Source organism: Antarctobacter sediminis (genome assembly GCF_019218285.1).
Classification (GTDB): Bacteria; Pseudomonadota; Alphaproteobacteria; order Rhodobacterales; family Rhodobacteraceae; genus Antarctobacter; species Antarctobacter sediminis.
Window position 1 is genome coordinate 633,763 of record NZ_JAHUZG010000001.1, and the last position, 24,124, is coordinate 657,886.

Annotated in this window: 21 protein-coding genes; 11 read left to right on the forward strand and 10 right to left on the reverse strand. The window is 61.6% G+C overall.

Translation table 11 applies throughout. From position 1 onward, the window contains the following. The 4 genes from KJP30_RS02995 to prfB all read left to right on the forward strand — a co-directional run bounded on the left by KJP30_RS02995 (position 1) and on the right by prfB (position 6,352). Entirely contained in the window at positions 1 to 1,158 is a 1,158-nt protein-coding gene (locus tag KJP30_RS02995) for a pyridoxal phosphate-dependent aminotransferase (protein ID WP_218447520.1), read from the forward strand. Positions 1,159 to 1,209: 51 nt separating this feature from the next. Next, entirely contained in the window at positions 1,210 to 2,415 is a 1,206-nt protein-coding gene (locus KJP30_RS03000; RefSeq protein WP_218447521.1) for an N-acetylmuramoyl-L-alanine amidase, read from the forward strand. A gap of 99 nt (positions 2,416 to 2,514) precedes the next feature. Beyond that, complete coding sequence (locus tag KJP30_RS03005; RefSeq protein WP_218447522.1) at positions 2,515 to 5,052, forward strand: penicillin-binding protein 1A; 2,538 nt, start codon at positions 2,515 to 2,517, stop codon at positions 5,050 to 5,052. A gap of 175 nt (positions 5,053 to 5,227) precedes the next feature. Then, complete coding sequence (gene prfB, locus KJP30_RS03010) at positions 5,228 to 6,352, forward strand: peptide chain release factor 2 (protein WP_218447523.1); 1,125 nt, start codon at positions 5,228 to 5,230, stop codon at positions 6,350 to 6,352. A gap of 15 nt (positions 6,353 to 6,367) precedes the next feature. On the opposite strand, the gene KJP30_RS03015 is transcribed toward prfB, so the two are convergent. Next, positions 6,368 to 6,787: a PAN domain-containing protein gene (locus KJP30_RS03015; protein WP_218447524.1), complete on the reverse strand. Its 420-nt coding sequence runs from the start codon at positions 6,785 to 6,787 to the stop codon at positions 6,368 to 6,370. A gap of 135 nt (positions 6,788 to 6,922) precedes the next feature. Between KJP30_RS03015 and KJP30_RS03020 the strand changes: the two genes are divergently transcribed. After that, positions 6,923 to 7,726, forward strand: coding sequence for a DUF2189 domain-containing protein (locus KJP30_RS03020; protein WP_224874280.1), 804 nt, complete (start codon positions 6,923 to 6,925; stop codon positions 7,724 to 7,726). 24 nt (positions 7,727 to 7,750) lie between these two features. Here KJP30_RS03020 and KJP30_RS03025 read toward each other — a convergent pair whose 3' ends face one another. From KJP30_RS03025 to ilvN, 5 genes are all read right to left on the reverse strand, one after another. Beyond that, positions 7,751 to 7,963 carry a hypothetical protein gene (locus KJP30_RS03025; RefSeq protein ID WP_218447525.1) on the reverse strand — a complete coding sequence of 71 codons (213 nt, stop codon included), beginning with the start codon at positions 7,961 to 7,963 and terminating at the stop codon, positions 7,751 to 7,753. Further along, entirely contained in the window at positions 7,960 to 9,120 is a 1,161-nt protein-coding gene (locus KJP30_RS03030) for an aromatic ring-hydroxylating oxygenase subunit alpha (RefSeq protein WP_218447526.1), read from the reverse strand. The genes KJP30_RS03025 and KJP30_RS03030 overlap by 4 nt, the downstream gene beginning before the upstream one ends. 116 nt (positions 9,121 to 9,236) lie before the next feature. Beyond that, positions 9,237 to 9,974: a helix-turn-helix domain-containing protein gene (locus KJP30_RS03035; protein ID WP_425515693.1), complete on the reverse strand. Its 738-nt coding sequence runs from the start codon at positions 9,972 to 9,974 to the stop codon at positions 9,237 to 9,239. A gap of 177 nt (positions 9,975 to 10,151) precedes the next feature. Beyond that, positions 10,152 to 10,523, reverse strand: coding sequence for a hypothetical protein (locus KJP30_RS03040; RefSeq protein WP_218447528.1), 372 nt, complete (start codon positions 10,521 to 10,523; stop codon positions 10,152 to 10,154). Between the two features lie 135 nt (positions 10,524 to 10,658). Then, the gene (ilvN, locus tag KJP30_RS03045; protein ID WP_218447529.1) at positions 10,659 to 11,219 is read right to left on the reverse strand and encodes an acetolactate synthase small subunit; all 561 of its coding nucleotides are present in this window, start codon (positions 11,217 to 11,219) and stop codon (positions 10,659 to 10,661) included. 241 nt (positions 11,220 to 11,460) lie between these two features. Between ilvN and KJP30_RS03050 the strand changes: the two genes are divergently transcribed. Continuing rightward, positions 11,461 to 13,437: an ATP-binding protein gene (locus KJP30_RS03050; protein WP_246594410.1), complete on the forward strand. Its 1,977-nt coding sequence runs from the start codon at positions 11,461 to 11,463 to the stop codon at positions 13,435 to 13,437. 6 nt (positions 13,438 to 13,443) lie between these two features. Here the strand turns inward: KJP30_RS03050 and KJP30_RS03055 are convergent, their stop codons facing one another. After that, a complete protein-coding gene (locus KJP30_RS03055; protein ID WP_218447531.1) occupies positions 13,444 to 14,445 on the reverse strand; it encodes an acyltransferase family protein in 1,002 nt (333 codons plus the stop codon). A gap of 207 nt (positions 14,446 to 14,652) precedes the next feature. Further along, positions 14,653 to 16,407: an acetolactate synthase 3 large subunit gene (locus KJP30_RS03060; protein ID WP_218447532.1), complete on the reverse strand. Its 1,755-nt coding sequence runs from the start codon at positions 16,405 to 16,407 to the stop codon at positions 14,653 to 14,655. Between the two features lie 383 nt (positions 16,408 to 16,790). On the opposite strand from KJP30_RS03060, the gene KJP30_RS03065 reads away from it, so the two are divergent. Continuing rightward, positions 16,791 to 16,943, forward strand: coding sequence for a hypothetical protein (locus tag KJP30_RS03065; protein WP_218447533.1), 153 nt, complete (start codon positions 16,791 to 16,793; stop codon positions 16,941 to 16,943). 95 nt (positions 16,944 to 17,038) lie between these two features. Beyond that, complete coding sequence (locus KJP30_RS03070) at positions 17,039 to 17,248, forward strand: hypothetical protein (RefSeq protein ID WP_218447534.1); 210 nt, start codon at positions 17,039 to 17,041, stop codon at positions 17,246 to 17,248. A 33-nt stretch (positions 17,249 to 17,281) separates the two neighbouring features. Here KJP30_RS03070 and KJP30_RS03075 read toward each other — a convergent pair whose 3' ends face one another. Together KJP30_RS03075 and KJP30_RS03080 are read right to left on the reverse strand one after the other, a co-directional pair. Further along, a complete protein-coding gene (locus KJP30_RS03075; protein ID WP_218447535.1) occupies positions 17,282 to 17,926 on the reverse strand; it encodes a response regulator transcription factor in 645 nt (214 codons plus the stop codon). After that, complete coding sequence (locus tag KJP30_RS03080) at positions 17,923 to 19,332, reverse strand: cache domain-containing protein (RefSeq protein ID WP_218447536.1); 1,410 nt, start codon at positions 19,330 to 19,332, stop codon at positions 17,923 to 17,925. The genes KJP30_RS03075 and KJP30_RS03080 overlap by 4 nt, the downstream gene beginning before the upstream one ends. Before the next feature lie 243 nt (positions 19,333 to 19,575). On the opposite strand from KJP30_RS03080, the gene KJP30_RS03085 reads away from it, so the two are divergent. From KJP30_RS03085 to KJP30_RS03095, 3 genes are all read left to right on the forward strand, one after another. Further along, positions 19,576 to 20,664, forward strand: a complete 1,089-nt coding sequence (locus KJP30_RS03085) for a TRAP transporter substrate-binding protein (protein ID WP_218447537.1) — start codon at positions 19,576 to 19,578, stop codon at positions 20,662 to 20,664. Positions 20,665 to 20,774: 110 nt separating this feature from the next. Beyond that, on the forward strand, positions 20,775 to 21,734 hold the full coding sequence (locus tag KJP30_RS03090) for a TRAP transporter small permease subunit (protein WP_246594333.1): 960 nt from the start codon (positions 20,775 to 20,777) through the stop codon (positions 21,732 to 21,734). 15 nt (positions 21,735 to 21,749) lie between these two features. Then, complete coding sequence (locus tag KJP30_RS03095) at positions 21,750 to 24,110, forward strand: TRAP transporter large permease (RefSeq protein ID WP_218447538.1); 2,361 nt, start codon at positions 21,750 to 21,752, stop codon at positions 24,108 to 24,110. Positions 24,111 to 24,124: the final 14 nt, after the last annotated feature.

The following is a 24,124-nucleotide window of genomic DNA, read 5'->3' on the forward strand; positions in this document are numbered from 1 at the left end:
ATGCGAAGTTCAACCCGGGGCGCGGTCGATCCCTTTATCGTGATGGACGTGATGGAGGCCGCGCGGCAGGCCGAAGCCGCAGGTCGGCGCATCATCCACATGGAAGTGGGCCAGCCCAGCACACCCGCACCGGCCGCCGCGCGTGCGGCGCTGGCCCGTGACATGGAGCGTGATCCGCTGGGCTATACCGTGGCGCTTGGACTGCCGGAATTGCGGGCGCGGATCGCGAAACTCTATCAGGAATGGTATGGGTTGACGCTTGATCCGGCGCGGGTGGTGGTGACGCCCGGTTCCTCGGGCGGGTTCATTCTTGCCTTTACAGCGCTGTTCGATGCCGGGGAAAAGGTGGCGCTTGGGGCGCCCGGCTATCCTTCCTACCGGCAGATCCTACGGGCGCTGGACCTTGTACCGGTCGAGGTGCAGACCTCGGCGGAAAACCGCCTTCAACCAGTCCCCGCCGATCTGCAAGATGTCGATTTCGACGGGTTGCTGGTGGCCAGTCCCGCGAATCCCAGCGGCACGATGCTGGACAAACCGGCGCTTGCCGCATTGATCGAGGCCGCGCAGTCTCGTGGCGCGGCCTTCTTGTCGGACGAGATCTACCACGGCATCGAATACGACCAGCGGGCGGTATCCGCGCTGGAGATCAGCGACGACGTCATCGTGATCAATTCCTTTTCCAAGTATTTCTCGATGACCGGTTGGCGTGTCGGCTGGCTGGTGGTGCCCGAGGATATGGTGCGACAGGTGGAGCGGCTGGCGCAGAACCTGTTCATCTGTCCACCGCACGCGGCACAGGTGGCCGCATTGGCCGCTCTGGACGCGCGCGATGAGCTGGAAGGCAATCTTGCCGTCTATGCCCGCAACCGGACCCTGATGATGGACGGGCTGCCCAAAGCGGGGTTCGACCGGATCGCGCCGCCCGATGGGGCGTTTTATGTCTATGCCGATGTCAGCCACCTGACCGGGGACAGCCGTGCCTTTGCGCGCGAGATTCTCGACAAGGCAGGCGTGGCCGTGACGCCGGGTCTGGATTTCGATCCGGTGCGCGGGGCAGGGACGCTGCGGTTTTCCTATGCCCGGTCGACCGAGGACATCGAGGAAGGCCTGGCGCGGCTGAAGACCTTCATGCAAGCGCGCGGACAGGAGCTGCCTTGAAACGCCAAAGACGCAGGCCCTAGGATGGCCCAAAAACCGGAACCGGGGCAGATGAGCAGATTTCTTACCTTCCTGATAGGGCTGTGCCTGTGGGCCAGTGGGACCATGGCGCAGGACGCGGGCCTGGCGCGTTTGATCGAGGGGCGCATCGAGGACCGACGCTTTGGCGGGACGGAACTGGTGCTGTCATTGTCGCAAGGCGTGCCGTGGCGGGTTTTCACCCTGACAGAGCCGGACCGGCTGGTGCTGGACTTCGCCGAGGTCGACTGGCAAGGCGCGGATCCGCGAAAACTGAACAACAGCGCCCGGATCAAGACCCTGCGTATGGGACTTTTCCGTCCCGGCTGGTCCCGGCTGGTGGCCGAACTGGCCGAACCGCTGAGCATCACCCGCGCAGGCATGACCGTTGCCCCGGACGGAAGCGGGGCCGAACTGGTCCTGCGGCTCTCGGAAAGCGACGCGGACAGCTTTGCCGCCAGTGCCGGGCCGCCTGCCGATCCCTCTTGGGTGCAGACGCGGCCGCAGGCACGGCGCATCGATCCTGATCCGGACCGTCCGCTGACCATCGTGCTGGATCCGGGGCACGGCGGCATCGACCCCGGAGCGCAGCGGGATGGCGTCAACGAGGCCGACCTTGTGCTGACCTTCGCGCTTGAACTGCGCGAGTTGCTGTTGCGGTCGGGGGACTACCGCGTTCTGCTGACCCGGCAGGAGGACCACTTTGTCTCGCTCGAGGGGCGGGTGAAATTCGCGCATGACGTGGGCGCGGACCTGTTCATTTCGCTCCATGCCGACGCGCTGGAGGATGGCGTGGCGCATGGTGCCGCCGTCTATACGCTGGCCGAAGAGGCGTCGGACGCGGCGTCGATGGCGCTGGCCGAACGGCATGACCGCGACGACCTTTTGGCCGGGCTGGATCTGACAGGGACCGATGATCGGGTGGCGCAGATCCTGATGGATCTTGCGCGGCTGGACAACACGCCGCGCAGTCAGGCGCTGGCCCGGCACGTGGTTGTGGGGATAGAGGACGCGCTGGGGCATGTTCACAAGGATCCGTTGCGGCAGGCGGCGTTTTCGGTGCTGAAATCTGCGGACATCCCGTCGATCCTGCTGGAACTGGGTTTTCTTTCGACCGAGGCGGACCTGCGCAACCTTCAGGATCCGGTCTGGCGTTCGGGCATGGCCCGTGGCATCCGCGACGGTCTGAACGCCTGGGCGCTGGAGGATGAGGCCCTGTCGCGGTTGCGCCGCCGATAGGCAAAGCCCCGCGCCCCGCGCCGCCCTTGCGGCGATGTGTTTTGACCCGTGCAGTCTTGCGTTATATGCACGGGTTCAATCGGGCAACGGGAGCCGCCAGTGCTGCGTTTCATCTTTTCCTTCTTCGGGGGCATCTTTTCCGTCGTGACCATGGGCACCATGATGGTGGCCCTGACGGTGGGGGCCGTTTTCTGGATGTATGGACGGGACCTGCCCAGCCATGAACATCTTGCCCAATACTCTCCGCCCACGATCAGCCGGATCTATTCCGCCGAAGGCCGTGTCATCGACGAATTCGCGCAGGAACGGCGGTTGTTCACCCCGGCGCGGGAAATTCCCGACCTTGTGAAACACGCTTTCATTTCTGCCGAAGACAAGAACTTTTATGTCCATCAGGGCTATGACGTTCGCGGGATCGTGGCCGCGGGCGTGCAGGCGGTGCAATCGCGCGGTGACAGTGTGCGCGGGGCGTCGACCATCACGCAGCAGGTGATGAAGAACTTTCTGCTGTCCGGCGACCGCCGGGTGGAACGCAAGATCAAGGAAATCATCCTTGCCGCCCGTGTCGAAGGCGCCCTGTCCAAGGAGAAGATCCTTGAGCTGTACCTGAACGAGATCTTTCTGGGTCAGAACGCCTATGGTGTCACCGCCGCCGCGCAGGTCTATTTCAACAAGTCGCTGGGCGAACTTGCCCCGCATGAGGCGGCGACACTGGCCTCGCTGCCCAAGGCCCCGTCGGATTTCCACCCGGTTCGCCGCAAGGAGCGCCTGAAGGAACGGCGGGACTTTGTGCTGAAAGAGATGCTGGAAAACGGCTATATCGATCAGGCAACGTATGAGGCCGAGGTCGCTTTGCCGCTGCGGTCGGTACAAAATGGCGATTTCGAGCCGTACCAGCGGTCGCTGCCGCCGCGCGACTACTTCACCGATGAAATTCGCCGTCAGCTAAGCCGCGACTTTGGCGAGGAACAGTTCTTTTCGGGCGGCTATTCGGTGCGCGCCACGCTGGATCCGGAAATGCAGGAAAAGGCGGCCGCCGCCTTGCGCGCCGCGCTGGAACGGTATGACCGCTCGCGGGGGGAATGGCGCGGCACGGGCAAGACGCTCCCGGCGGAAACCCTGAGTGACGAGACAGAATGGCGGGCCGCTCTGGCGGACCTGCGAATTGCGCGTGACATCGTGCTGGAAAACACGTGGCATGTGGCCGTTGTGCGCGAGGTGCGGGACAACGAACTGGTCCTCGGGATCGAGGACGTGGCGCTGGACGATGCACGTGGGACCAGCGTGCCGCGTTCGGACACCGATTGGTTCAAGGGCAGCCTGCGGGACAATTTCGCGCCCGGCGACGTGGTGCATGTGCGCGAAGTGACCAAGGACAGCGACGGTTCTTTCGTGCGCTGGTCGTTGCGGCAGGTGCCCGAGGTGCAAGGCGGGTTCATGGCCATGGACGCCCATACCGGGCGTGTGATTTCGATGCAGGGCGGGTTTTCCTACCAGCATTCGGTGTTCAACCGGGCAACGCAGGCGATGCGTCAGCCGGGCTCCAGCTTTAAACCCTTCGTTTATGCCTCGGCGCTGGACAGCGGGTATACGCCCGCAACCATCGTGGTCGACGCCCCGATCGAGATCGACACCGGCGGCGGCGTCTGGCGGCCCAAGAACGCCTCGAACCAGTTTTACGGCCCGACACCGCTGCGCACGGGGATCGAACGGTCGCGGAACCTGATGACGATCCGCCTTGCCCAAGAGGTTGGCATGGATATCGTCGCCAGCTACGCCGAGAAATTCGGTGTCTATGATCGGATGGGGCTGGCGCTTGCGAACTCTCTGGGGGCAGATGAAACCACGCTGTTCCGGATGGTTGCGGCCTATGCGATGTTCGCAAATGGCGGTGAGCGTGTAGAGCCCACGCTGGTTGACCGTGTGCAGGATCGCTATGGCGCGACCGTTTATTCGCACGAGGCGGTCTATGGCAACAAACGGGTCTGCGTGGATTGCGACAATCCCGATCTGCCCGAGGGCGAGGCGCCGAGGATCGTTGATGAACGCGAACGGGTGATGAACGCCGTCACCGCCTATCAGCTGACCTCGATGATGCGAGGCGTGGTCGATCGCGGCACCGCCAGCGGCACGGTCAAACTGAGCGTGCCGACGGCCGGCAAGACCGGCACCACCAACGATGCCAAGGACGTGTGGTTCGTGGGCTTTACCTCGAACATCGTGGCCGGGTGCTATATTGGCTATGACACGCCGCGCCCTCTGGGCCGCGGGGCCTCTGGCGGGGGCATGTGCGGGCCGGTGTTCAACGAGTTCATGAAGGAAGCGGTCAAGAAATATGGCGGCGGTTCTTTCAAGGTTCCCGAGGAATGCCAGTTCATCAAGATCGACCGGTTTTCGGGCGCGCGCCTGCCAAACGATGCCAGCGGGCCGAACGTGGTTTCGGAATGTTTCCGCGCTGGCGAAGAGCCGATCTTTGGCATCATGTTCGACGGTGGTTTCGCGATTTCCGGCACGTTTGACGTGATTCAGCCGGACGGTTCGACCGTCGCCCAAGAGGTCACCACCTCGACCGGTGACAAGGCCATCGTCGGCCCCAAGGCGGGGTTTGGCACGCTGTCCTCGGGCGGCCTGTACTAAGCCTGTACTAAACCCCTGGCCGCCCGAAGGGGCGGCCCGACAGCCCTTTGGGTCACATTTGGGCGGGCAGGGCGTTCGGACGGCCCGTTTCAGGCGGGGCGAAATGCATTCGCCGTCTTGCCGCCTCCCTTGGCCCTTGGTATCACGCAGGGCCTGAGAGACTAAGGATATTCCCATGCGCGCAGAGACCCAGAACCAAGCCGAGAAGATCGAGAAATCGCTCGAGCTGCTGGCGCAACGCATGGATTGGGAAACCGCCCCGCACCGGCTTGAGGAATTCAACGCCCGCGTCGAGGACCCGAACCTCTGGGATGACCCGGCAGCGGCGCAAAAGCTGATGCGCGAGCGTCAGCAGCTTGTCGATGCGATGGAGACCTACACCTCGATGAAGCAGGATCTGGCCGACCAGATCGAGCTGATCGAACTGGGCGAAATGGAAGAAGACGCCGAAGTTGTGGCCGAGGCCGAGGCCGCCATTGCCGCACTGGTCGGCAAGGCTGCCAAGAAAGAACTGGAGGCGCTGCTGAACGGTGAGACCGACGGCAACGATGCCTTCCTCGAAATCAAGGCCGGGGCCGGTGGCACCGAGGCCTGTGACTGGGCGCAGATGCTGGCGCGGATGTATGTCCGCTGGGCCGAAAAGCGCGGATTCGAGGTTGACCTGCAAGAAGAACAGGCCGGTGCCGAGGCCGGCATCAAATCGGCCACTTACCAGATCAAGGGGCCGAACGCCTATGGCTGGCTGAAGTCCGAAAGCGGCACGCACCGGTTGGTGCGGATTTCACCCTTTGGCAAGGGCACGCGCGAAACATCCTTTGCCGCCGTGGGCGCTTATCCGGTGATCGACGACAATATCGAGATCGAGGTGAACCCCGCCGATATCCGCATCGACACCTTCCGATCCTCGGGCGCGGGCGGTCAGCACGTGAACACCACCGACTCGGCAGTGCGGATCACGCACATGCCCACCGGCATCGTCGTGACCAGTTCCGAGAAGTCGCAGCACCAGAACCGCGACATTGCCATGAAGGCCCTGAAATCGCGTCTGTACCAGATGGAACTGGACCGCCGGAACGCCGAGGTCAACGCCCTGCACGAGGCCAAGGGTGACGCGGGTTGGGGTAACCAGATCCGGTCTTATGTCCTGCAACCCTACCAGATGGTAAAGGACCTGCGGACCAACCATGAGACCGCCGATACCTCTGGCGTTCTGGACGGCGACCTTGATCCCTTCATGGCGGCGACGCTGGCGATGAACGTGGCGGGCAAGAGCCGCGCCGACGCCCAGTCCGAGGATTGATCGCCGGTCCCGCGCCTAGCGCAGGACGGTCCCGCTGGTGCAACAACTGCCGACATAGCCATCGGGGATCTGCGACTTGATCCAGCAGTTGGGTGTTGGTCCCTGCACCCCGGCATTGACATAGGTCCAAGCGACGCAGCCTGCGTTGTCAACGCAGGCCGTCCGGCATTCATCGGGATCGCTGACCGCAAAGCCGGGCCGCAGGTCGCTGCCGGGGATATCGACATTGACGACGGATCGATAGCCGGACAGCAGGTCGCGGATCTGGACAACCGTCAACTGACCGGCTTGAACGATGTGCCGCTCTGACCGGGGGTCGGTATCATAGGCCCTGCCCGCAGAGGCGTCGCCCGGGGGACTCTCCTGTCCGGTCGCGAGGGTGGGGGCAAGCAACAAGACAACGCTCAGGCACAGGCGGAACATGGCAAACCTCATGGCAGCGGGGTGTCAACCAGAGTGTCCTACACTGGAACACCTGTCCAGTTTTGCGAGGTGAACGGCGGTTGACGCTGGCAAGTCACATATCGTTTACTGAATGCTGAACGAAGGGCTGAGCATGGGAGGAGAGCCGTGCCCGATACCCCCAAACCCGGTGTCCCGGATCTGGGGCCGGTCAATCCGGCCATGCTGAAAGAAGCCTTGCGCCGGGGGTGGAGCGACTTGCGGCGCGCGCCCGGCTTCGCCGTGCTTTTCGCCTCGGTCTACGTGCTGGGTGGCTGGTTCATGGCGTGGGTGACCTGGATCACCGGCCAGAGTTACTGGCTGGTCTTTGCCGCCATCGGCTTTCCGCTGATCGCGCCATTTGCGGCCGTTGGGTTCTACGATGTCAGCCGAAGGATCGAACAGGACCGGCCGCTGGACTGGATGCAGATCCTGACCGTCGTGAAACGGTCCGGCGGGGGGCAATTGCCGTGGCTGGGGGCCGTGGTTCTGGTGATCTTCCTGTTCTGGTTCTTCCTTGCGCATATGATCTTTGCGCTGTTCCTCGGGCTGTCGACGATGACCAATGTCTCGACCTCGCTGGACGTCTATTTCACCGCCAACGGGCTGACCATGCTGGCGGTTGGTACAGGCGTGGGGGCCGTGTTTTCGGTCGTGCTGTACATGATCTCGGTGCTGTCGTTGCCGATGTTGCTGGACCGCGACATAGATTTCGTCACCGGCATGATCACCTCATTCACCTACGTGCAGAAACACCCTCTGCCGATGTTCGCATGGGCGCTTTTCGTGGCTGTCTTTACCTTGGTGTCGATGCTGCCGGGATTTCTGGGGCTGTTCATTTCGCTGCCGCTGTTGGGGCATGCCACGTGGCACCTGTACGACATGATCGCCTATGGCACCCGGCACGAGGCCGGGGCGCATGTTGCGGCCTGAGCAACGGCCCAGACCGCCAAGGATTCAGGCCTCACGCCCTTCGGCCATCAGCCGGGCGTGAAGCGGCGCGGCGCGGGGGTCGCCCAGTTCCAGCGCAAATATATAGGCGTGGGTGAGGTAGAAACAGGCCGCATCCAGATCGTTCGCCGTATCCGCTGCCTGTTCGTATAGCCCGACGAGCGCTGGCCTGTCGTCTGCGTCATGCGCCGACAGCAGCAGATCGTCGAGAGCCCTCATTCCGCGGCCTCGGCCATTGCGCGATGGTTCTGGACCTGCGTCGCCACCCAGTCGTGGAAGCAATGCGTCGGGCTGTCCATCGCGGGCGAAAAACGGCCACCGTCAAAGCCGGCGGCATAGCGCCCCCGCTGCATGCCTTCGACCACAAAGATGTCTTCTTCGAACACGGTCTTCCACAGTTGGGTGTTGCGCTGGCGCAGGCCGCTGTCGGTCTGGGGTTGCGCATAATAAAGATGGATGTTCTCGACAGTCTTTTCCGGCCCTTCAGGCAGCAGCACGATCGCAAAGGCATGGTCGCGATGCACCCCCAACAGGACGTTGGGATAAACGGCGATATATTCGGCTGCCGTATCCCATTTTTTCGACAAACCGTCGAAATCCGGGAAGGGGTCGCCGTTTTCATTGGTCACCTGGCGATAGACTTCGGTCCCCTGACCGGAGAATTTGCCGGGCTGTTCGATGTTATAGTGATCTTCGAGCCGCGAGTAGGAGTTCAGGCCGGGGTGAACCCATGGCAGGTGATAGCTTTCGCAATAGTTTTCGACCGCCAGTTTCCAGTTGGTCGCCACTTCGAGCGCGAACGAACTGTCGGACCCGCCGTGATAGACCGGCTGCTCGAACTCTGCCCAACGGGCAATGACATCGGCCATGGCCTCTTCAAAGGCGGGCGCTGTGCCCGAGACGTTGACCCAGACCACGTCGCGCCAGATGTGGCTGCGGACCTCGATCAAGCCCAGCGTGGCCCGGTCGATGGCGTCATGTGTGTTGTGACCGGGGCCGCCCACATGTGGCGTGCTGACAAGACGACCGTCGGTCCCATAGCACCACGAATGATAGGGGCAGCGGATCGCACCTTCGATCTTGCGGGCTTCCTCGACGAGGATCATGCCACGGTGGCGGCAGATGTTCTGGAACACACGCACGGAATCGTCACGGCCACGGACCAGCAGCAACGGCATTCCGAGGAACGTGATCGGCTTGGCATCACCCGCTTCGGGCACATCGGCCGCAACGGCAAGGCCGGCCCATTGGCCGAACAGCAGGGCCTCGCGTTCCTCGGCAAAAACGGTGGGGTCAATGTAATGCGCATTCGGCAGACCGTTGGCCTGCGCAACGGGACGGCGAACGCTGTCAAGATCGGTCGGGGGAAGGGTCATGGCTGCGGGCCTCCTGCTGACGTGTGACAGCTTCCCCGGTAGTCCCGAATTGTGCCCTTGTCCTGACCAATCCCGACACAGTTTGTATCACAGCGACCTAAGGGGTCTGCACCGCGTCAGACGAAGGTCTCGCCCGGTTTCAGCAGGTTGCGTTGATAAGGAAGCAGATCGCCCTCTGCGCAGAAGCCCGCGCTGCGGGCGGCAGGCAGGACATCCTCCATGTCACGCCCGAGGTATTCGTAGACAAGTCGTTCAACCCGTCGACCGGCGACGTTTTCGCGGACCGTGCGCGTGACGTAGCCAACCCAGAAGTTGTTTTCGAACGACGGGATCCGCGCCAGAAAATTGAACGAAGAGGTGATTGATCCGCGCCGGCTGACCAGTGCGGCAATGCCGTCCTCCTGCGGGATGACGGCGCCCCGAAACTCACGCGTGGCGGGATCCGTGGGCAATCCCTGCTGGCGCATGGCTTCCTTGGCCTCAAACCCCTTGAGGAATGTGCCCTCGCGGTTGCGAAACACGTAGATCAGCCCGCGCACAAACATGCCTTCGTCCAGAAAGCTCCGGCGGGCAAAACGGTAAAAGCCGCTGGGAAAGTCATCCTCGGAGACAGGACGTGTCGCGCCACCGAGGTAATCCGAGATCGCCGGGTTGTTGAAGATGCTGACGTCGCCGCCGGAAATCTGCCCCACTGGTTCCAGCAGGATCCGTGCATCGACATTGAAATAGGTACAGATGCGGTGGAGCACGTCCGGTCGCGGAAAGCTCTCTCCCGCGAGGTAGCGGTTGTACTGTGTGCGGTTGATCCCCAACTCCCGGCACAGGGCCGAGATGGAGGGCGCGCGCTGGGACAATTGCCTCAAATTCGCACCAAGCATACTGCGAAGTTCGGCCGGGCTGGGACTTCTGCTGGTCGATTTTGTGGCAAGGTTCTCGGCCATGGTGTCCCGATCCTGTCCTGTAGGGCCCTTCAGATGCAGCATTTTCGTCGTTTGATCCAGCTAGATGGCCATGGTTGATGCTGATCGGCGTCACGCCTGATGCTCTTTGGCGACAAAACTGGACTGTTGCGCCACAAAAATCAAGGAGGCGACACGGAAATTAATCTGTCGAACAGGTAAGGTTTCGTTCACGCTGATCGGACAATCATCAGCGGGTGTCTTATGCAGGATCAGATGTTTGGCGTTGTTTTGTGGGCGGATGCCAGTGACCGCAAGGCCGTGATCTGGTGCGAAGATCACGGAAACCTCGCCTATTACACGGCAGCGGAACAAACTGTTCACGAGGGTATCAATCTGGATGCGGGCGACCTGATCCAGTTTGATCTGCGCGAAGAGCGCGATGTGCGGCGGGCCCGCAACTTGCGGCGCGTCGACGCGGGTTTCGCCCCGTCCATAGCGCATGAACTGCGCAGCCGTGGTCCCGGTCGCGGCAGCAGCGTGGCTGGAAATGTGGTGAATTTTCCCGAAACCCGTCGCGCCGGGTAATAGGGTGGCTCACGGCCCCGGATCGTGGGGCCGTGTCGTCTTGTCGGTGGGTCAGGCGCCGCGCGCCAAAGCAGCCACACCGGTACGCGCAATTTCGATCAGGCCCAGCGGACGCATCAGATCGGCGAAAGCGTCGATTTTGTCCGGCGTGCCGGTCAGTTGAAAGACAAAGCTTTCCAGCGTCGAATCCACGACATTGGCGCGGAAGATATCCGCAAGGCGCAGTGCTTCGACGCGCTTGTCGCCGGTCCCGGACACTTTCAGCAGCGCCAGCTCACGCTCAACGGATTTACCCTCGACGGTCAGGTCATGCACGTCGCGCACGCTGACGATCCGGCCCAGTTGAGCCTTTATCTGGTTGATCACCTGCGGTGTGCCGCTGGTGACGATGGTAATGCGGCTCAGATGGCCCTCATGATCGACCTCGGCCACGGTCAGGCTGTCGATGTTGTAGCCCCGGCCAGAAAACAACCCGATGACCCGCGCCAGCACACCCGGTTCGTTCTCTACCAATACCGCGATGGTATGGGTTTCCTGCACGTCCGAGAAGTTGGGACGCAGGTTATAGGCGGAGTGTTTGCTCGAGCCTTTCTTGATCTTGAGTGCTGACATCTCGAAGCCTTTCTGAGGAGTGCCGACCCGCCGACAGACGGACCGCAAACGGGTTTAATCAAGATCAATCTGTTTGACCAGCGCGCAGCAACGCAATTCCCCTCGATCTCGACATTTAATGGCCTGTCAACGGTTTCGCGATACTCCGGGCTCATAACGACCGCCCATTTTCGGAGGAACTGCCGCCCCGATGTCCGACAAGGAAAAAGACGCCAGGATCTGGTCGGACGTCATCCATCTCATGCCTGCATGGACGTGGGAGGCGGACGCCGACTTTCGGCTTAATTATGTCAATATCCAACATTCCGGCCTGCAAATGACCAGCGATCAGCTGATCGGGCTGCGCATCCTTGGGTCCAGCGCGCCGGATGGGGATGAGGCCGGTCTGGACCGTTTGCTGAACGCGATGCGCGCCCATGAGGAAATTCGGAGTCTCAGCTATGAACGGGTGATGGTGAATGGCCGCCGTGCCGTTCTGATGGATACCGCCGTGCCGCTGAGAGATGAACAGGGGGCTTTTGCGGGATACCACGGGATCACCATGAATATCAGCGATGTGCTGCAAAAGGCCGAGGTGGCGGATACCCTGATTGCAGGGCTTAACCGCAGGACAGCCGCGCTGGAGCAAAGCCTTGTGTCCAAGGCCGCGGAACTGACGGAAACCAACCGCCTTTTGACCGAAATCGTCGAGGGGATGGGCGAGGGCCTGGTCGTGACCAGCGGGACGCGGCTGGATGACCATGAAAACCGCATCTTGCAGGTCAATCCCGCCTATCTTCGCCTGATGGGCCTGTCACCGGCAGACATCCCCGAGGGGATGGCGTTCCGAGATCATCTTCAGTTCCTTGTTGAAAACGGGAAGGCCGTAGACGACCCCGAAGTGCACCGCGAGATCGAAGAACTGGTGTCGTCGGGTGAAAAAGTGACAATTCGCATCCCGGACAGCGGGCGCAGTTTCTACCTGCAAGCCACGCCGCGCCCTTCGGGTGGGCATGTTCTGGTCCATACCGACATCACCGACCTGCGCAACCAGAACGCAGCGCTGCGTGCGGCACGGGATGCGGCGGATGTGGCCAACAAGGCCAAGTCGAGCTTTCTGGCAAATATGAGCCATGAGATCCGCACGCCGATGAATGGGATCGTTGGTATGGCGGACCTGCTGACGGAAACCGATCTGGATGCCGATCAGGCGGATTACGTAGCAACGATCCGCAGTGCGGCGCTTGCTCTGACCTCGTTGATCTCGGACATCCTCGATTTCTCCAAGGTCGAGGCGGGGCGGCTTGAGATCGAAGAGGCCCCCTTTGAACTGGACACGCTGGTAGAGGAGGTCAGCGATCTGCTGACACCGCTTGCGGCGCAAAAGGGGCTGGAAATGCAGATTACCGTTGACCCCGACGTGCCGCGACTTGTCGAAGGGGATGCGCTGCGCATCCGGCAGGTTCTGATGAACCTCATGGGCAACGCCATCAAGTTCACAATCCTCGGGCGGGTCAGCCTGCATCTGTCCCGCAAGCACGCACGCGGGAACGAGATTCGCTTTGCTGTTACCGACTCCGGGATCGGCATCCCGGCCGAACGATTGGCGCAGATCTTTGACCCTTTCGAACAGGTGCACACCGGACGGGAAAAGGAATTCGAAGGCACGGGGCTGGGCCTGACCATCAGCAAAAGGCTTGTGGATGCCATGGGTGGCAGCATCGCCGCGCAATCCACCATGGGCGAAGGCACACAGTTTCATGTCGATCTGCCGCTACCTGCAGTGGCGGCTGGCGTGCCTCAGAACGCCGAGGTTTCCATGGCGGACATGCGGCTTGACGGGATTTCGGTTCTCGTGGTCGAGGACAACCTGACCAATCAGGCGGTTGCCCGCAAGATGCTGGAACGGCGGGGCGCCGCCGTGGTTTTGGCCGAGAACGGGCTGCGCGCGGTAGAGTTGTATGACCCTGAATGCTTTGACATCGTTCTGATGGACATTTCGATGCCGGTCATGAACGGGTTGGAGGCGACACGCCTGATCCGGGAACACCAGCGCCAACGAGGCTGGGCCCATCGGCCGATCGTCGCGCTGACCGGCAACGCCTTCGACAAGGACCGGGACGAGGCCGAAGCCGTGGGCATGGACGGTTTTCTCAGCAAACCGGTGCGGCGGGACGCGCTGTTGCTGACCATCGCAACGCATCTGCAATCGGTTCAATTGCGCGCGGCGGCTTCGTAGTTCAGGTCAGAACCCCAAAAGGCGCGGCGAGGCGACGGAACGAACGGCGAAATACAGCAGGACCGGCCCGACCAACCCGGCCACTGTACCGACCGCAAGGTGGATCACCGGATCTGTTGTGACCTTGAACAGTGCAATCCGGCTGGCCGCTGTGAACAGTGTATGCGCCAGATAGATCGGCATCGACAACTGGCCCAAGCGGACAAGAAGCCGTGCAACCGCCCCCCCGGTTCCCGACCACGGCGGCATCAACAGAATGAAGGACAGTGACAGCAGCGCGGCAACCAGCTGAAAGGCCCAAACGCTTTCGGGCAGCGCAAAACTGACCAGTTGCACCACCACGAAGACCGTCAGTGCCTTCAGCGCGGTGGAGGGGCCAGAGGGCAACCTGCCAGCCCGAGCCAGCCAGATACCCAGAAAGAAGAGACCCATGTGCAGCGCCGCGTTCACGGTCAGCGGGCCCAGCGGCAACCCGGGCAGCGAAACCACCGCCATGGCCAAAAGCGCCAGCGCCAGCCATGCCCAACCTGGGCGGGGGGTCTTGCCCGGAACGGCAATCAGCAAGCCCGCGATCTGGATCAGGAACAGCGCCCAAAGGAACCACAGGTGGTCGCGTGGCGGCAGCGGCCAAGAAAATAGATCCGTCAGGGCCTCGGGCGAATTCGCAGCCCCGCCCGCAAGGTAGCGGAAACCGGCAAAGACATAGGTCCAAAGCAACAGCGGCCAGAGCAGCCGGATCGCCTTGTCCCTTGCGCCGCGCACCAACGGTTTGCGCCGCGCCGAGGCTTCGAAGGTGACACCGGACAACAGGAAGAAAAGCGGCATATGGAAGTTGTAGATCAGCTTTTCCACAACAGAAAACAGCCGGTCCGCCGGGATCAGCCCTGCCGCTTGCGCGCCCAGCCATGCATGACCAAAGACAACAAGGACGATGCCCGCCCCCTTGGCCCGGTCAAGCCAGTGAACCCGGCTTGACGAACCGGTGATGTCCTTGATGTCACGGCCCAAATCCGCTGGCCCTTTTGGATTACTGTCGTCGCACTATCGGCATTGCAGCCTTGCCTGTCCAGCCGCATGGGCGCGGTTGCACGGTCACAACGGCAGGGGCAAAGGAAAAAGGCACGATGACCATTCTGGCCACCGTGCCCTTTTTTCAATGTCGTGCGTTTCCGGCTATTTCACCCTCCCGCCAGATCCGGCGGGCAGGGCGACGCATCACACCAGAACGGCACCTTTGCCGGCAATGGCGTTGGTGGCCTTGGCGTCCCCCAGCAGCATCTTGTTGTGCGGCTCGCCCGAGGGGATCATCGGGAAGCAGTTTTCGTGCTTTTCAACGAGGCAATCAAAGATCACCGGGCCGTCATGGTCCAGCATTTCCATAATCGCATCGTCAAGATCCGCGGGATCCTTGCAGATGATGCCTTTGGCACCAAAGGCCTCGGCCAGCTTGACGAAATCGGGCAGCGCCTCGGACCAGGAGTGCGAATACCGCTCACCATGCAGAAGCTGCTGCCACTGACGCACCATGCCAAGGCGTTCGTTGTTCAGGATGAACTGCTTGACCGGCAGGCGGTACTGAACCGCGGTTCCCATTTCCTGCATGTTCATCAGCCAAGAAGCCTCGCCCGCGACATTGATGACCAAGGCTTCGGGGTGGGCAATCTGCACGCCGATGGAAGCAGGGAAACCATAGCCCATGGTGCCAAGGCCACCGGAGGTCATCCAGCGGTTCGGATCTTCAAAGCCAAGGTATTGCGCCGCCCACATCTGGTGCTGTCCGACCTCGGTGGTGATGTACCGGTCTCGGCCCTTGGTCAGGGCCTCAAGGCGGGCAAGCGCGTGCTGCGGCTTGATCGAACCTTCGGAAGGTTTGAACTTGAGGCAGTCGACCTTTTTCCACTCTTCGATCTGCGCCCACCACTTGGCCAGCGCCTCGCGGTTGACCTTGCGGCCGCGGGCCTTCCAAAGGTTCAGCACGTCTTCCAGCACATGGCCCACATCGCCGATGATCGGCGTGTCGGTCTTGATGACCTTGTTGATCGACGACGGGTCGATATCAATATGCGCCTTGTGCGAGTTCGGGCTGAAGGCATCAAGCCGACCGGTGATCCGGTCATCGAAACGTGCGCCAATGTTGATCAGCAGATCGCAGCCATGCATGGCAAGGTTGGCCTCGTAAAGACCATGCATCCCGAGCATGCCCAGCCACTGCCGGCCCGAGGCCGGGTAGGCACCAAGACCCATCAGCGTCGAGGTGATCGGAAAACCGGTGGCATCCACCAGTTCGCGCAACAACTGGCTGGCTGCGGGGCCAGAGTTGATAACGCCGCCGCCGGTGTAGAAAATCGGCTTTTCCGCGGTTTCGATCTCTTCGACCAGCGCCTCGATCATCGCCATGTCGCCTTTGACTTGCGGCTGGTAATGGCTGGTCACGGTCTTGGGGATGCCCTGATACTGCGCGCTGGCGAATTGGACGTCCTTGGGAATGTCGATCAGCACCGGACCGGGACGGCCCGACGTCGCAACATGGAACGCCTCGTGGATGGTCGAAGACAGCCGCGCAGTGTCCTTCACCAGCCAGTTGTGCTTGGTGCAGGGGCGGGTGATGCCCACGGTATCTGCCTCCTGAAAGGCGTCCGAGCCAATCATGAAGGTTGGCACCTGTCCGGTGAGGACGACAATCGGGATCGAGTCCATCAGCGCGTCGGTCAGGCCGGTGACGGCGTTGGTCGCACCGGGCCCCGAGGTCACAAGGACAACGCCGGGCTTGCCGGTCGAGCGCGCATACCCTTCGGCGGCGTGAACCGCACCCTGTTCGTGGCGAACAAGGATGTGGCGAATGTCATTCTGCTGAAAGACCTCGTCGTAAATCGGTAGTACAGCGCCGCCAGGGTAGCCGAATACCGTGTCCACACCCTGGTCCTTGAGGGCCTGAACCACCATTTTCGCTCCGGTCATCTGACGTGTCATCGCTGTTTCTCCGTTCACGACACTTAACGTTTGCGTACAAAAAAGCCCCCGAGGGTCAGTCGGGGGCGCATGGGGACCTTTAGGGTTTCCGGGTTACCGGCCCATGCGCCTTGTTCCTACGATTACCACTAGCGTGGACATGCCCGAGGCTCCTTTGTATCGCGCGGGGACACTATGGCGCGAGTCACGGGGCGTCAACCGTTGATGTGGCAGAAAGCAAATTTCGTGGCAGCCGTCGGCGGCTTTGCGAAAATTTCCGCGAGTCGGATCGGGGCGATCCATGCAGAAATGCTGTGCAGCCATGCGCATATCCATGATTGCGGAGATGAGGCATTGTCTGGCAAGTGCTGAACCAAACAGTTCAGTTCGCAACGGAGGCCATCATGCTGCGATCCCGACATAACCGCGAGTTCACCCGCTTCAAGGCCATCTCTCTGATGGCGCTGATCCTTCTGGCCTTTACGCTTGGCGGCGGCGGCCAGACAGCCGGGGCCGGCACGGTTCCCGCCGCGGTGGCCGTTCACTGGTATCCTTGACGGTTCTGCAACAATCACGCGCGGCAACGTGAATTGTGCGAAGGGGCAGGTTGGGCGATGCTAAAGGCGTAGCAATAGGAGACGAGGGTCTCGACATGACAAAAAATGTATTTTTCCGCGACTTCACGATCTGCAAGGCGGTGGCGCTGGTTGCGTTGATGGGTCTTGCAGCGGCGCTTGGCGGCGTGCCCAAGGGCGGGACGGCGCTGGCCGAAACGGCAACATCCGAGGCCAAGCTGATCCCGGCGACGGTCTACAAATTCTGGGACGAGTGCGACACCGAAAAGACCGGCGTCGACCTCTGAGGCGCGATCACACGGCCGGACCGGCGCGCCGCATTACAGGTTGGCGCCGGTCCCCTGCAACACGCCGTGTTCCAGCGCATAGCGCATCAGGGCGGCGGTGCTGCTGACCCCCAGTTTGCGGCGGATGTTCTTACGGTGGGTTTCGACCGTACGCACCGAGATATCCAGCGCAATCGCCACCTCTTTGTTGGACTTTCCCTGCGCCAGTTGTAGCAGGACCATCTGTTCGCGGTTGGTCAACTGTTCGCGCTCCTGCCCGCCGGGGGCCAGCGCGCCTTCGGCACCGGTGCACAGGTAACGTTCCCCCGTCATGACCGTGTCGATGGCTGTCTTGATCTCTTCGGTCGGCACATCCTTGAGGACATAGCCACAAGCACCGTGGCTGAGCGCGGTCGAGATATATTCGGGCGTGTCATGCATCGACAGGATCAGCACGCGAGTGGCCGGGCGGCGTTCGAGGATCATCTCGGTCGCGCTGAGACCGCCCAGTCCGGGCATGTTTAGATCCATCAGGATCACGTCCGGCGACAACTCGTCCAATCTGTCGATCATGGTCTGACCGTCCGACAAGGTCGCGATCACGGTGATGTCGTCATAGCCGTCGAGGATCGCTTCGATCCCTTCGGCGACCATGGGGTGATCATCGACAACAACGACTCGGGTGGGGGCAGGGGTCATGCGCGGACTTTCGGTTTCGGGATTGCGCCCTCTTCGGGCGGCAACAGATGCGTCAGCGGCACCTGCGCCTCGATAACGGTGCCGCCGCGTGACGACAAGACGCGCAGGGTGCCATCCAGCTGTTCCATACGTTCCTGCATGTTGCGCAGACCGATCCCGCGGGTCGCGCCGCCGGTTTCACGCATGCCGGTGCCATTGTCGGCAATACGCAGGGTCGCCCCGGCCCGGTGGCCGCGCAGGTCGATGTCAACATGGGTCGCGCCGGCGTGGCGTTCGATGTTGGTCAGAGCCTCTTGCGCAATACGGAACAGCGCGATCTTGGCCTCGGGGTCCAGACGGTTGCGAAAGACAACGGTGTTGAACTCGGTTTCGATGCCGGTGCGTTGGCGGAACTCTTCGGCCAGCGCCTTGATCGCAGGACCAAGACCAAGATCATCCAGAACACCGGGTCGAAGGTCCCGGCTTATCCGGCGGACCTCGTTGATGGCCTGCCCCAGATTGTCAGCCCCTTTGGCGAGGGTTTCCTCGGCCTTGGGATCGCCCGCGACCACCCGGCGCCGCGCAATTTCCAGCGCGTATTTCACGCCGACAAGGATCTGGCTGATCCCGTCGTGCAATTCCCGCGCGACGCGGCCGCGTTCTTCTTCCTGAGCGTCCAGAACGCGTTGGGTCAGCTCCTTGAGCTTGGCATCCGCAAGACGCCTTTCCCGCAGGTTCAGCACCACCCCAGAGAAAAAGACCATCAAGAGCGCCCCGAGGGTGATTGCACCGATGTAGATAAAGTTGCGCTGAACACGCGCCTCGACCTCGGCCCTTGAGGCCGCGACCGTTGCCAGCACATCGTCGATGAACACACCGGTGCCGATGGCCCAACGCCAGCTTTGCAACCCAAGAACATATGTCACCATCCGCGCCTCTTCGCCGGTCGATGGTTTCGGCCAGAGGTGTTCGACATAACCCGCGCCTTGCCGGGCGGTTTCGATGTATTCGCGAATGACATAGGTGCCTTCGCTGTCGGTCAGGTCCAGATGATCGTGATTGATCAGGTCCGTCTGACGAGGCGAGACAAGGTTCTTGCCGTCGTAATCATAGACAAAGAAGAAACCTTCTTCGCCATAGATCATCGCGGCGAGGATCTGGAGGATCTGCTGTTTTGCATCCTCGTCATCCGGCGCGGCAGAACCATAGACGAAATAGAATCCGTTGCGGGCCTGAGTGACGTAATTGCGCAACTCGCGCTTCTTGGCCTCAAGCAGTTGGGTTTCCAGCCCCCGGATTTCGCGCTCGGCAAGGCTACGTGCCTGATTGGCCACCAACAGCGCGATGGCCGAAACCGCCAGAACCAGCGGCACGCTGGCCAGCAGAAACAGTTTCTGCCCGTAGGTGATGCGAAACCGCGCGAACATGGGCGTCAGGAAACCACAAACAGGCGCACCGGGGAAAGCCCCGCCGATGCGTCAACTGTGCGTGACGCCCGGGAAAGCGCGTTCGCGAAGCGCTCAAAAACCGTCCGGAAGGTCAAAAATCCCGCCCATCTCCGTAGCACTGGGTATTTTCAACTCGGAATCGACCTCCTAGTGTTCGGGCACTCAACCCGATCCGCGCGAGGTGGGGAGCCTTGCGCACAGACAAAATCTGGGAGGATTTACATGGATCGTCGTTCTTTCCTTCGCAACTCGACACTGGGTGCCGGCGCTGCCGCTGCCGCCTCGACGCTGGCCGCACCGGCCTATGCGCAGGGCAAGCGGACCCTGACCATGGTCACCTCGTGGCCGCGCGGCTTTGCCGTTCTGGATGATGCCGCCAGCTACCTTGAGAAAATGGTTGGCGAAATGTCCGATGGCATGCTGACCATCGACAAGAAAGCGCCGGGCGAACTGGTGGGTGCGCTGGAAGTGTTTGACGCCGTGTCGTCCGGTCAGGCCGACATGTATCACTCGGCGGACTACTACTTCATCAACAACCACCCGGGCTATGCGTTCTACACCGCGGTTCCCTTCGGTGGCACCGCTCAGGAAATCACCAACTGGTACTACAACGACGGCGGCGAAGAGCTGCACGACGAACTGGGCCTGATCTTCAACATGAAGGGCTTGATCGCCGGCAACTCCGGTTCGCAGTCCGGTGGCTGGTTCCGCAAGGAAATCACCTCGGCCGATGACTTCAACGGTCTCAAGTTCCGTATGCCGGGTCTTGGCGGCAAGGTGCTAGGCGAACTGGGCGCATCGGTTCAGAACATCCCCGGCGGCGAACTGTATCAGGCGCTGTCCTCGGGTGCCCTCGACGGTCTGGAGTGGGTCGGCCCGATGGCCGACGAGCGCGCCGGCTTCCAGGAAGTGGCGAAGGTCTACTACGCAGCGGGCTTCCACGAGCCGGGTTCGGCGCTGGCGGCCAACGTCAACCTTGACGTCTGGAACGACCTGACCCCGCAGCAGCAGGCAATCCTGCGCTATGCCTCGATGGCAACCACGCATCTTCAGCTGTCGGAAACGCTGGCCAACAACGGTGCGGCGCTGGAGCGTCTTAAGGCACAGGGCGTCAAGGTCCTGCAATTCCCCGATGACGTTTGGGATGCCTTCGGTGCGGCCTCGAAGAAGGTCAAGGACGAGAACATGAGCGACGAACTCTACGCTCGCATCCGCGAAAGCTTTGAAGCCTCGCTGTTCTCCTCGTCGGAGTGGATCAACCAGTCGGACGGCTTCTACGTGCAGCAGCGGAACCGCGTGCTGGGCGGCTGATCCACAAAACTTGAAAACCGGGGTCCCTGCGCAAGGTGCAGGGGCCTCTTTCGGCGTATCCCGCGGCGCAAGCCTCCGCGTTGGGCCGACCTGGGGAGCAGGGGGACATCATGGAACAGAGCGAATCTGCCGGCTTTGGGCAGATCATGGCCGCACTGGGGGACGGGATCGCATGGATCCTTCAACACCTCGGGCTGGCGTTCTACAATTTCGGCTATGCGGTTCTACATCCGCAGTCGTGGCTGAGCTGGACCGGTGGTCTGGAAACCTTGGAAGACAAGCAGGCGCTGATGCGCTTCGTCTACTACGGTGCCTCGGTCGAATTCTTCTTCATCGCATTCATGGTCTTCCTGCTGATCTTCGCTGTCGGCCTGTGGAAGAATGCCTTTCTCTGGGGCGTGGTGCGGGTGCTGGAAGGTTTTGCAAATACCGTGGGCCGGTTCGCGGCCTGGGCCGGTCTGCTGATGGTCATTCAGCAGGTCATCATCGTTTTCATGCAGCGGATCTTTACCCGGCCGGACATCGTCTTTGGTTTTGGCGTGCCGCTGCAATTCGACATCTCGTGGTACGCCGAAGAGCTGAAGCTTTATAACGCGATGGTGGTGGCGCTGTGCCTGACCTACACCTTCGTGCAGGGCGGTCACGTGCGGGTCGATCTTGTTTATGCCGCTGTGTCGCATCGGGCCAAACGTGTCATCGACATGTTCGGGTCGCTGTTCTTCATGCTGCCGATGGCGGTTCTGATCTGGATGTATTCGTGGTCCTTCATGTGGCGGTCGCTGATCGTGCCCCCAGTGAATGCGACCGACCCGCTGAACCGGCTTGAGGCGAAGGCCCGCGCGCTGCGCTGGAACGTCGAGACAATCGGCTTTTCGCCGAACGGGTTCAACGGCTACTTCCTGTTCAAGATCCTGATGATCATCATGGTGGGCATGATCTTCATCCACGCCTGGGCCTTCTTCTACCGTTCCTTCCTGGAATGGCGCGAAGGACCCGAGAGCGAAGGCAAATATCTCGACAAGGACGTGATCGAGGCGGGCGAAGAGCCCTACGATCACGCCGAATTCTAAAGGGGCAGCAAGACAATGCTATTCGGATTGGACGGCGTCGAGATCGGCCTGATCATCGTCTTTCTCGCGCTTTTTTCGGCCATCCTGTCGGGCTTTCCGGTGGCCTTTGCCATCGGTGGCGCCGGGGTGATTTCCTTCGGGATCATCGCCGCTCTGGACAGTGCCGGCATCCTGGTTCACCAGGCCATCGACACCTCATCGGACGCCTATGCGGCTCTTGTGGCCTCGGGCGTCCCGGAAAAGGGGATCTCGATTTTCCGCTATCCCGATCTGCCAAGGATCGCGACGGACTCGATCTTCCCGGCCGGCGACTATGAAGGCGCGCTCAAGCGCGTGGTTGCAGGCATCACCAACCGCATCAACGAACGTGTGATCGCGGGGCAATCCATCGAAACCCTGCTGGCCGTGCTGATGTTCGTCCTCATGGGCATCGTGCTGGAACGCTCGAAGATCGCAAACGACCTGCTGACCACCATGGCGCGCGTCTTTGGCCCGCTGCCGGGCGGTCTGGCCGTGTCGATCGTGGTCGTGGGTGCGTTTCTTGCTGCATCGACGGGGATCGTGGGCGCAACCGTGGTGACCATGGGCCTTCTGGCCTTGCCGACAATGCTGCGCAACAACTATGCGCCGGAACTGGCCACGGGTGTGATCGCGGCCTCGGGGACGCTTGGGCAGATCATCCCGCCTTCGATCGTGATCGTTCTGCTGGGCACTCTGGCGGGCGATCTCTATTCGGCGGCACAGGAGTCTCGGGCGCAGCTTGCGGGCTGTACCGACGCGCTGACCTATCTGGGCAGCCCTGCGGTGGTCTCGGTGGGTACGCTGTTCCAGGCCGCTTTGTTGCCCGGCATCATGCTTGCCGGTCTCTATGCGGCTTATGCCTTTGGATTTGCCATGCTGAACCCCTCCAAGGCGCCTGCCGTCGAGATGGGGGATTCCACCGGCGAACCCGTGACCCGGGGCGAGGCCTTTACCTGGTTCGTCGGCGTGCCGGTCCTTCTGGTGGTTGGCACGATCGTTCTGGGGCAGGTCGGGCTGGTCGGCTCGCAATCGACCCAGGTCGACACGTTCTCGGACACCGGTGAGGCGGCAAGCCTGCGGACCAATGTCTCGGACCAGTGTAAGGCTTCGATGATTGACCTGCACGGTCAGGCAGCCTGGGATAAGGCCGTGGCCGAACAGGCCGAGATCGACGCATCGGGCGGTGCTCAATCCAGCACCCGTCTGACACCGGAAGAGATCGCCGAACGCCGCGCAGCCAAGATCGAAAACGCAGCCCCCGTGGGCACCGGCATCGCGACTTTGGCTGTGATCTTTGGCCTGATCCTTGCGGTGGCACGGGGCGTTTCGCCTTCGTCCAACCCGCGTCCGCTTCAAATTGGGGCGGCCGGTCTGGTGCTGGGTCTGCTGGTCGACATCTTCCTGCTGTCGCCGACGACCTCGTCCATGGTGACCGTTCTGCTGATGGCGCTGCCTTGGGCGATCACGATCTATGGCTGTGTCTACGCGATGGGGCTGTTGTCCAAGAACGAACTGTTGCGCGTGGTCTTCCCGCCGCTGGTTCTAATCGTCGCGGTTCTTGGGTCGATCCTTGGCGGCATCACCAACCCGACACCCGCCGCGGCGCTTGGGGCGGCAGGGGCCATCATGCTGGCAGCTTACCGCAAACTGGGGGACGAGGATAAATCACCTAAAATCATCATCTGGTCGACGCTTGCCGTCGTCCTGATGATCCTGACGGGGATCAACTTCGACCTTCGGATCAACACCGAGGTTGTCAGCTTCGAGACATGGGTGGCCTTCTTCTTTGCCTATGCCTGCTGGCTTTACGCGCTGTTCGGCCTGCTGTTCAGCTGCTGGGTGCTGTATCGGTCCGGTGTCCTGAGCCCCGCGGTGCGGGAAACAGCCAAGGTGACCTCGATGGTCTTTACCATCCTGATCGCCTCGCAGCTGTTGAACCTTGTGGTGATCTCTTTCGGTGGCGAACACTACATTCAGGACTTCCTGCGCAGCTTTGACGATCCGCGGACGGCCTTCATCATCGTGATGATCATCCTGTTCATCCTTGGCTTCGTGCTGGATTTCCTCGAGATCATCTACATCGTGGTGCCGATCGTGGGACCGGTGATCTATGGCGCACATTTCGATCCGAAATGGGTGACGATCATGATCGCGGTCAACTTGCAGACATCGTTCCTGACACCGCCCTTCGGTTTTGCGCTGTTCTACCTGCGTGGCGTGGCACCGAAAGAAGTTACCACCGGTCACATTTACCGTGGCGTGATCCCCTTTGTGCTGATCCAGGTGGTCGGTCTAGCGATCCTTGCGCTGTTCCCGGGAATCGTGACCATCGTGCCGGATATCCTTGGCCACTAAGGCCCGGGACACCG

Excerpts from the sequence above, each read along its gene's own strand:
- KJP30_RS03015 (WP_218447524.1), bottom strand. The coding sequence starts at position 6,787 with ATGAGGTTTGCCATGTTCCGCCTGTGCCTGAGCGTTGTCTTGTTGCTT.
- KJP30_RS03025 (WP_218447525.1), bottom strand. The coding sequence starts at position 7,963 with ATGAGGGCTCTCGACGATCTGCTGCTGTCGGCGCATGACGCAGACGAC.
- KJP30_RS02995 (WP_218447520.1), top strand. The coding sequence starts at position 1 with ATGCGAAGTTCAACCCGGGGCGCGGTCGATCCCTTTATCGTGATGGAC.
- KJP30_RS03050 (WP_246594410.1), top strand. The coding sequence starts at position 11,461 with ATGCCTGCATGGACGTGGGAGGCGGACGCCGACTTTCGGCTTAATTAT.
- prfB (WP_218447523.1), top strand. The coding sequence starts at position 5,228 with ATGCGCGCAGAGACCCAGAACCAAGCCGAGAAGATCGAGAAATCGCTC.
- ilvN (WP_218447529.1), bottom strand. The coding sequence starts at position 11,219 with ATGTCAGCACTCAAGATCAAGAAAGGCTCGAGCAAACACTCCGCCTAT.
- KJP30_RS03070 (WP_218447534.1), top strand. The coding sequence starts at position 17,039 with ATGACAAAAAATGTATTTTTCCGCGACTTCACGATCTGCAAGGCGGTG.
- KJP30_RS03090 (WP_246594333.1), top strand. The coding sequence starts at position 20,775 with ATGGAACAGAGCGAATCTGCCGGCTTTGGGCAGATCATGGCCGCACTG.
- KJP30_RS03095 (WP_218447538.1), top strand. The coding sequence starts at position 21,750 with ATGCTATTCGGATTGGACGGCGTCGAGATCGGCCTGATCATCGTCTTT.
- KJP30_RS03065 (WP_218447533.1), top strand. The coding sequence starts at position 16,791 with ATGCTGCGATCCCGACATAACCGCGAGTTCACCCGCTTCAAGGCCATC.
- KJP30_RS03080 (WP_218447536.1), bottom strand. The coding sequence starts at position 19,332 with ATGTTCGCGCGGTTTCGCATCACCTACGGGCAGAAACTGTTTCTGCTG.
- KJP30_RS03075 (WP_218447535.1), bottom strand. The coding sequence starts at position 17,926 with ATGACCCCTGCCCCCACCCGAGTCGTTGTTGTCGATGATCACCCCATG.
- KJP30_RS03000 (WP_218447521.1), top strand. The coding sequence starts at position 1,210 with ATGAGCAGATTTCTTACCTTCCTGATAGGGCTGTGCCTGTGGGCCAGT.
- KJP30_RS03040 (WP_218447528.1), bottom strand. The coding sequence starts at position 10,523 with ATGCGCTATGGACGGGGCGAAACCCGCGTCGACGCGCCGCAAGTTGCG.
- KJP30_RS03060 (WP_218447532.1), bottom strand. The coding sequence starts at position 16,407 with ATGACACGTCAGATGACCGGAGCGAAAATGGTGGTTCAGGCCCTCAAG.
- KJP30_RS03085 (WP_218447537.1), top strand. The coding sequence starts at position 19,576 with ATGGATCGTCGTTCTTTCCTTCGCAACTCGACACTGGGTGCCGGCGCT.
- KJP30_RS03030 (WP_218447526.1), bottom strand. The coding sequence starts at position 9,120 with ATGACCCTTCCCCCGACCGATCTTGACAGCGTTCGCCGTCCCGTTGCG.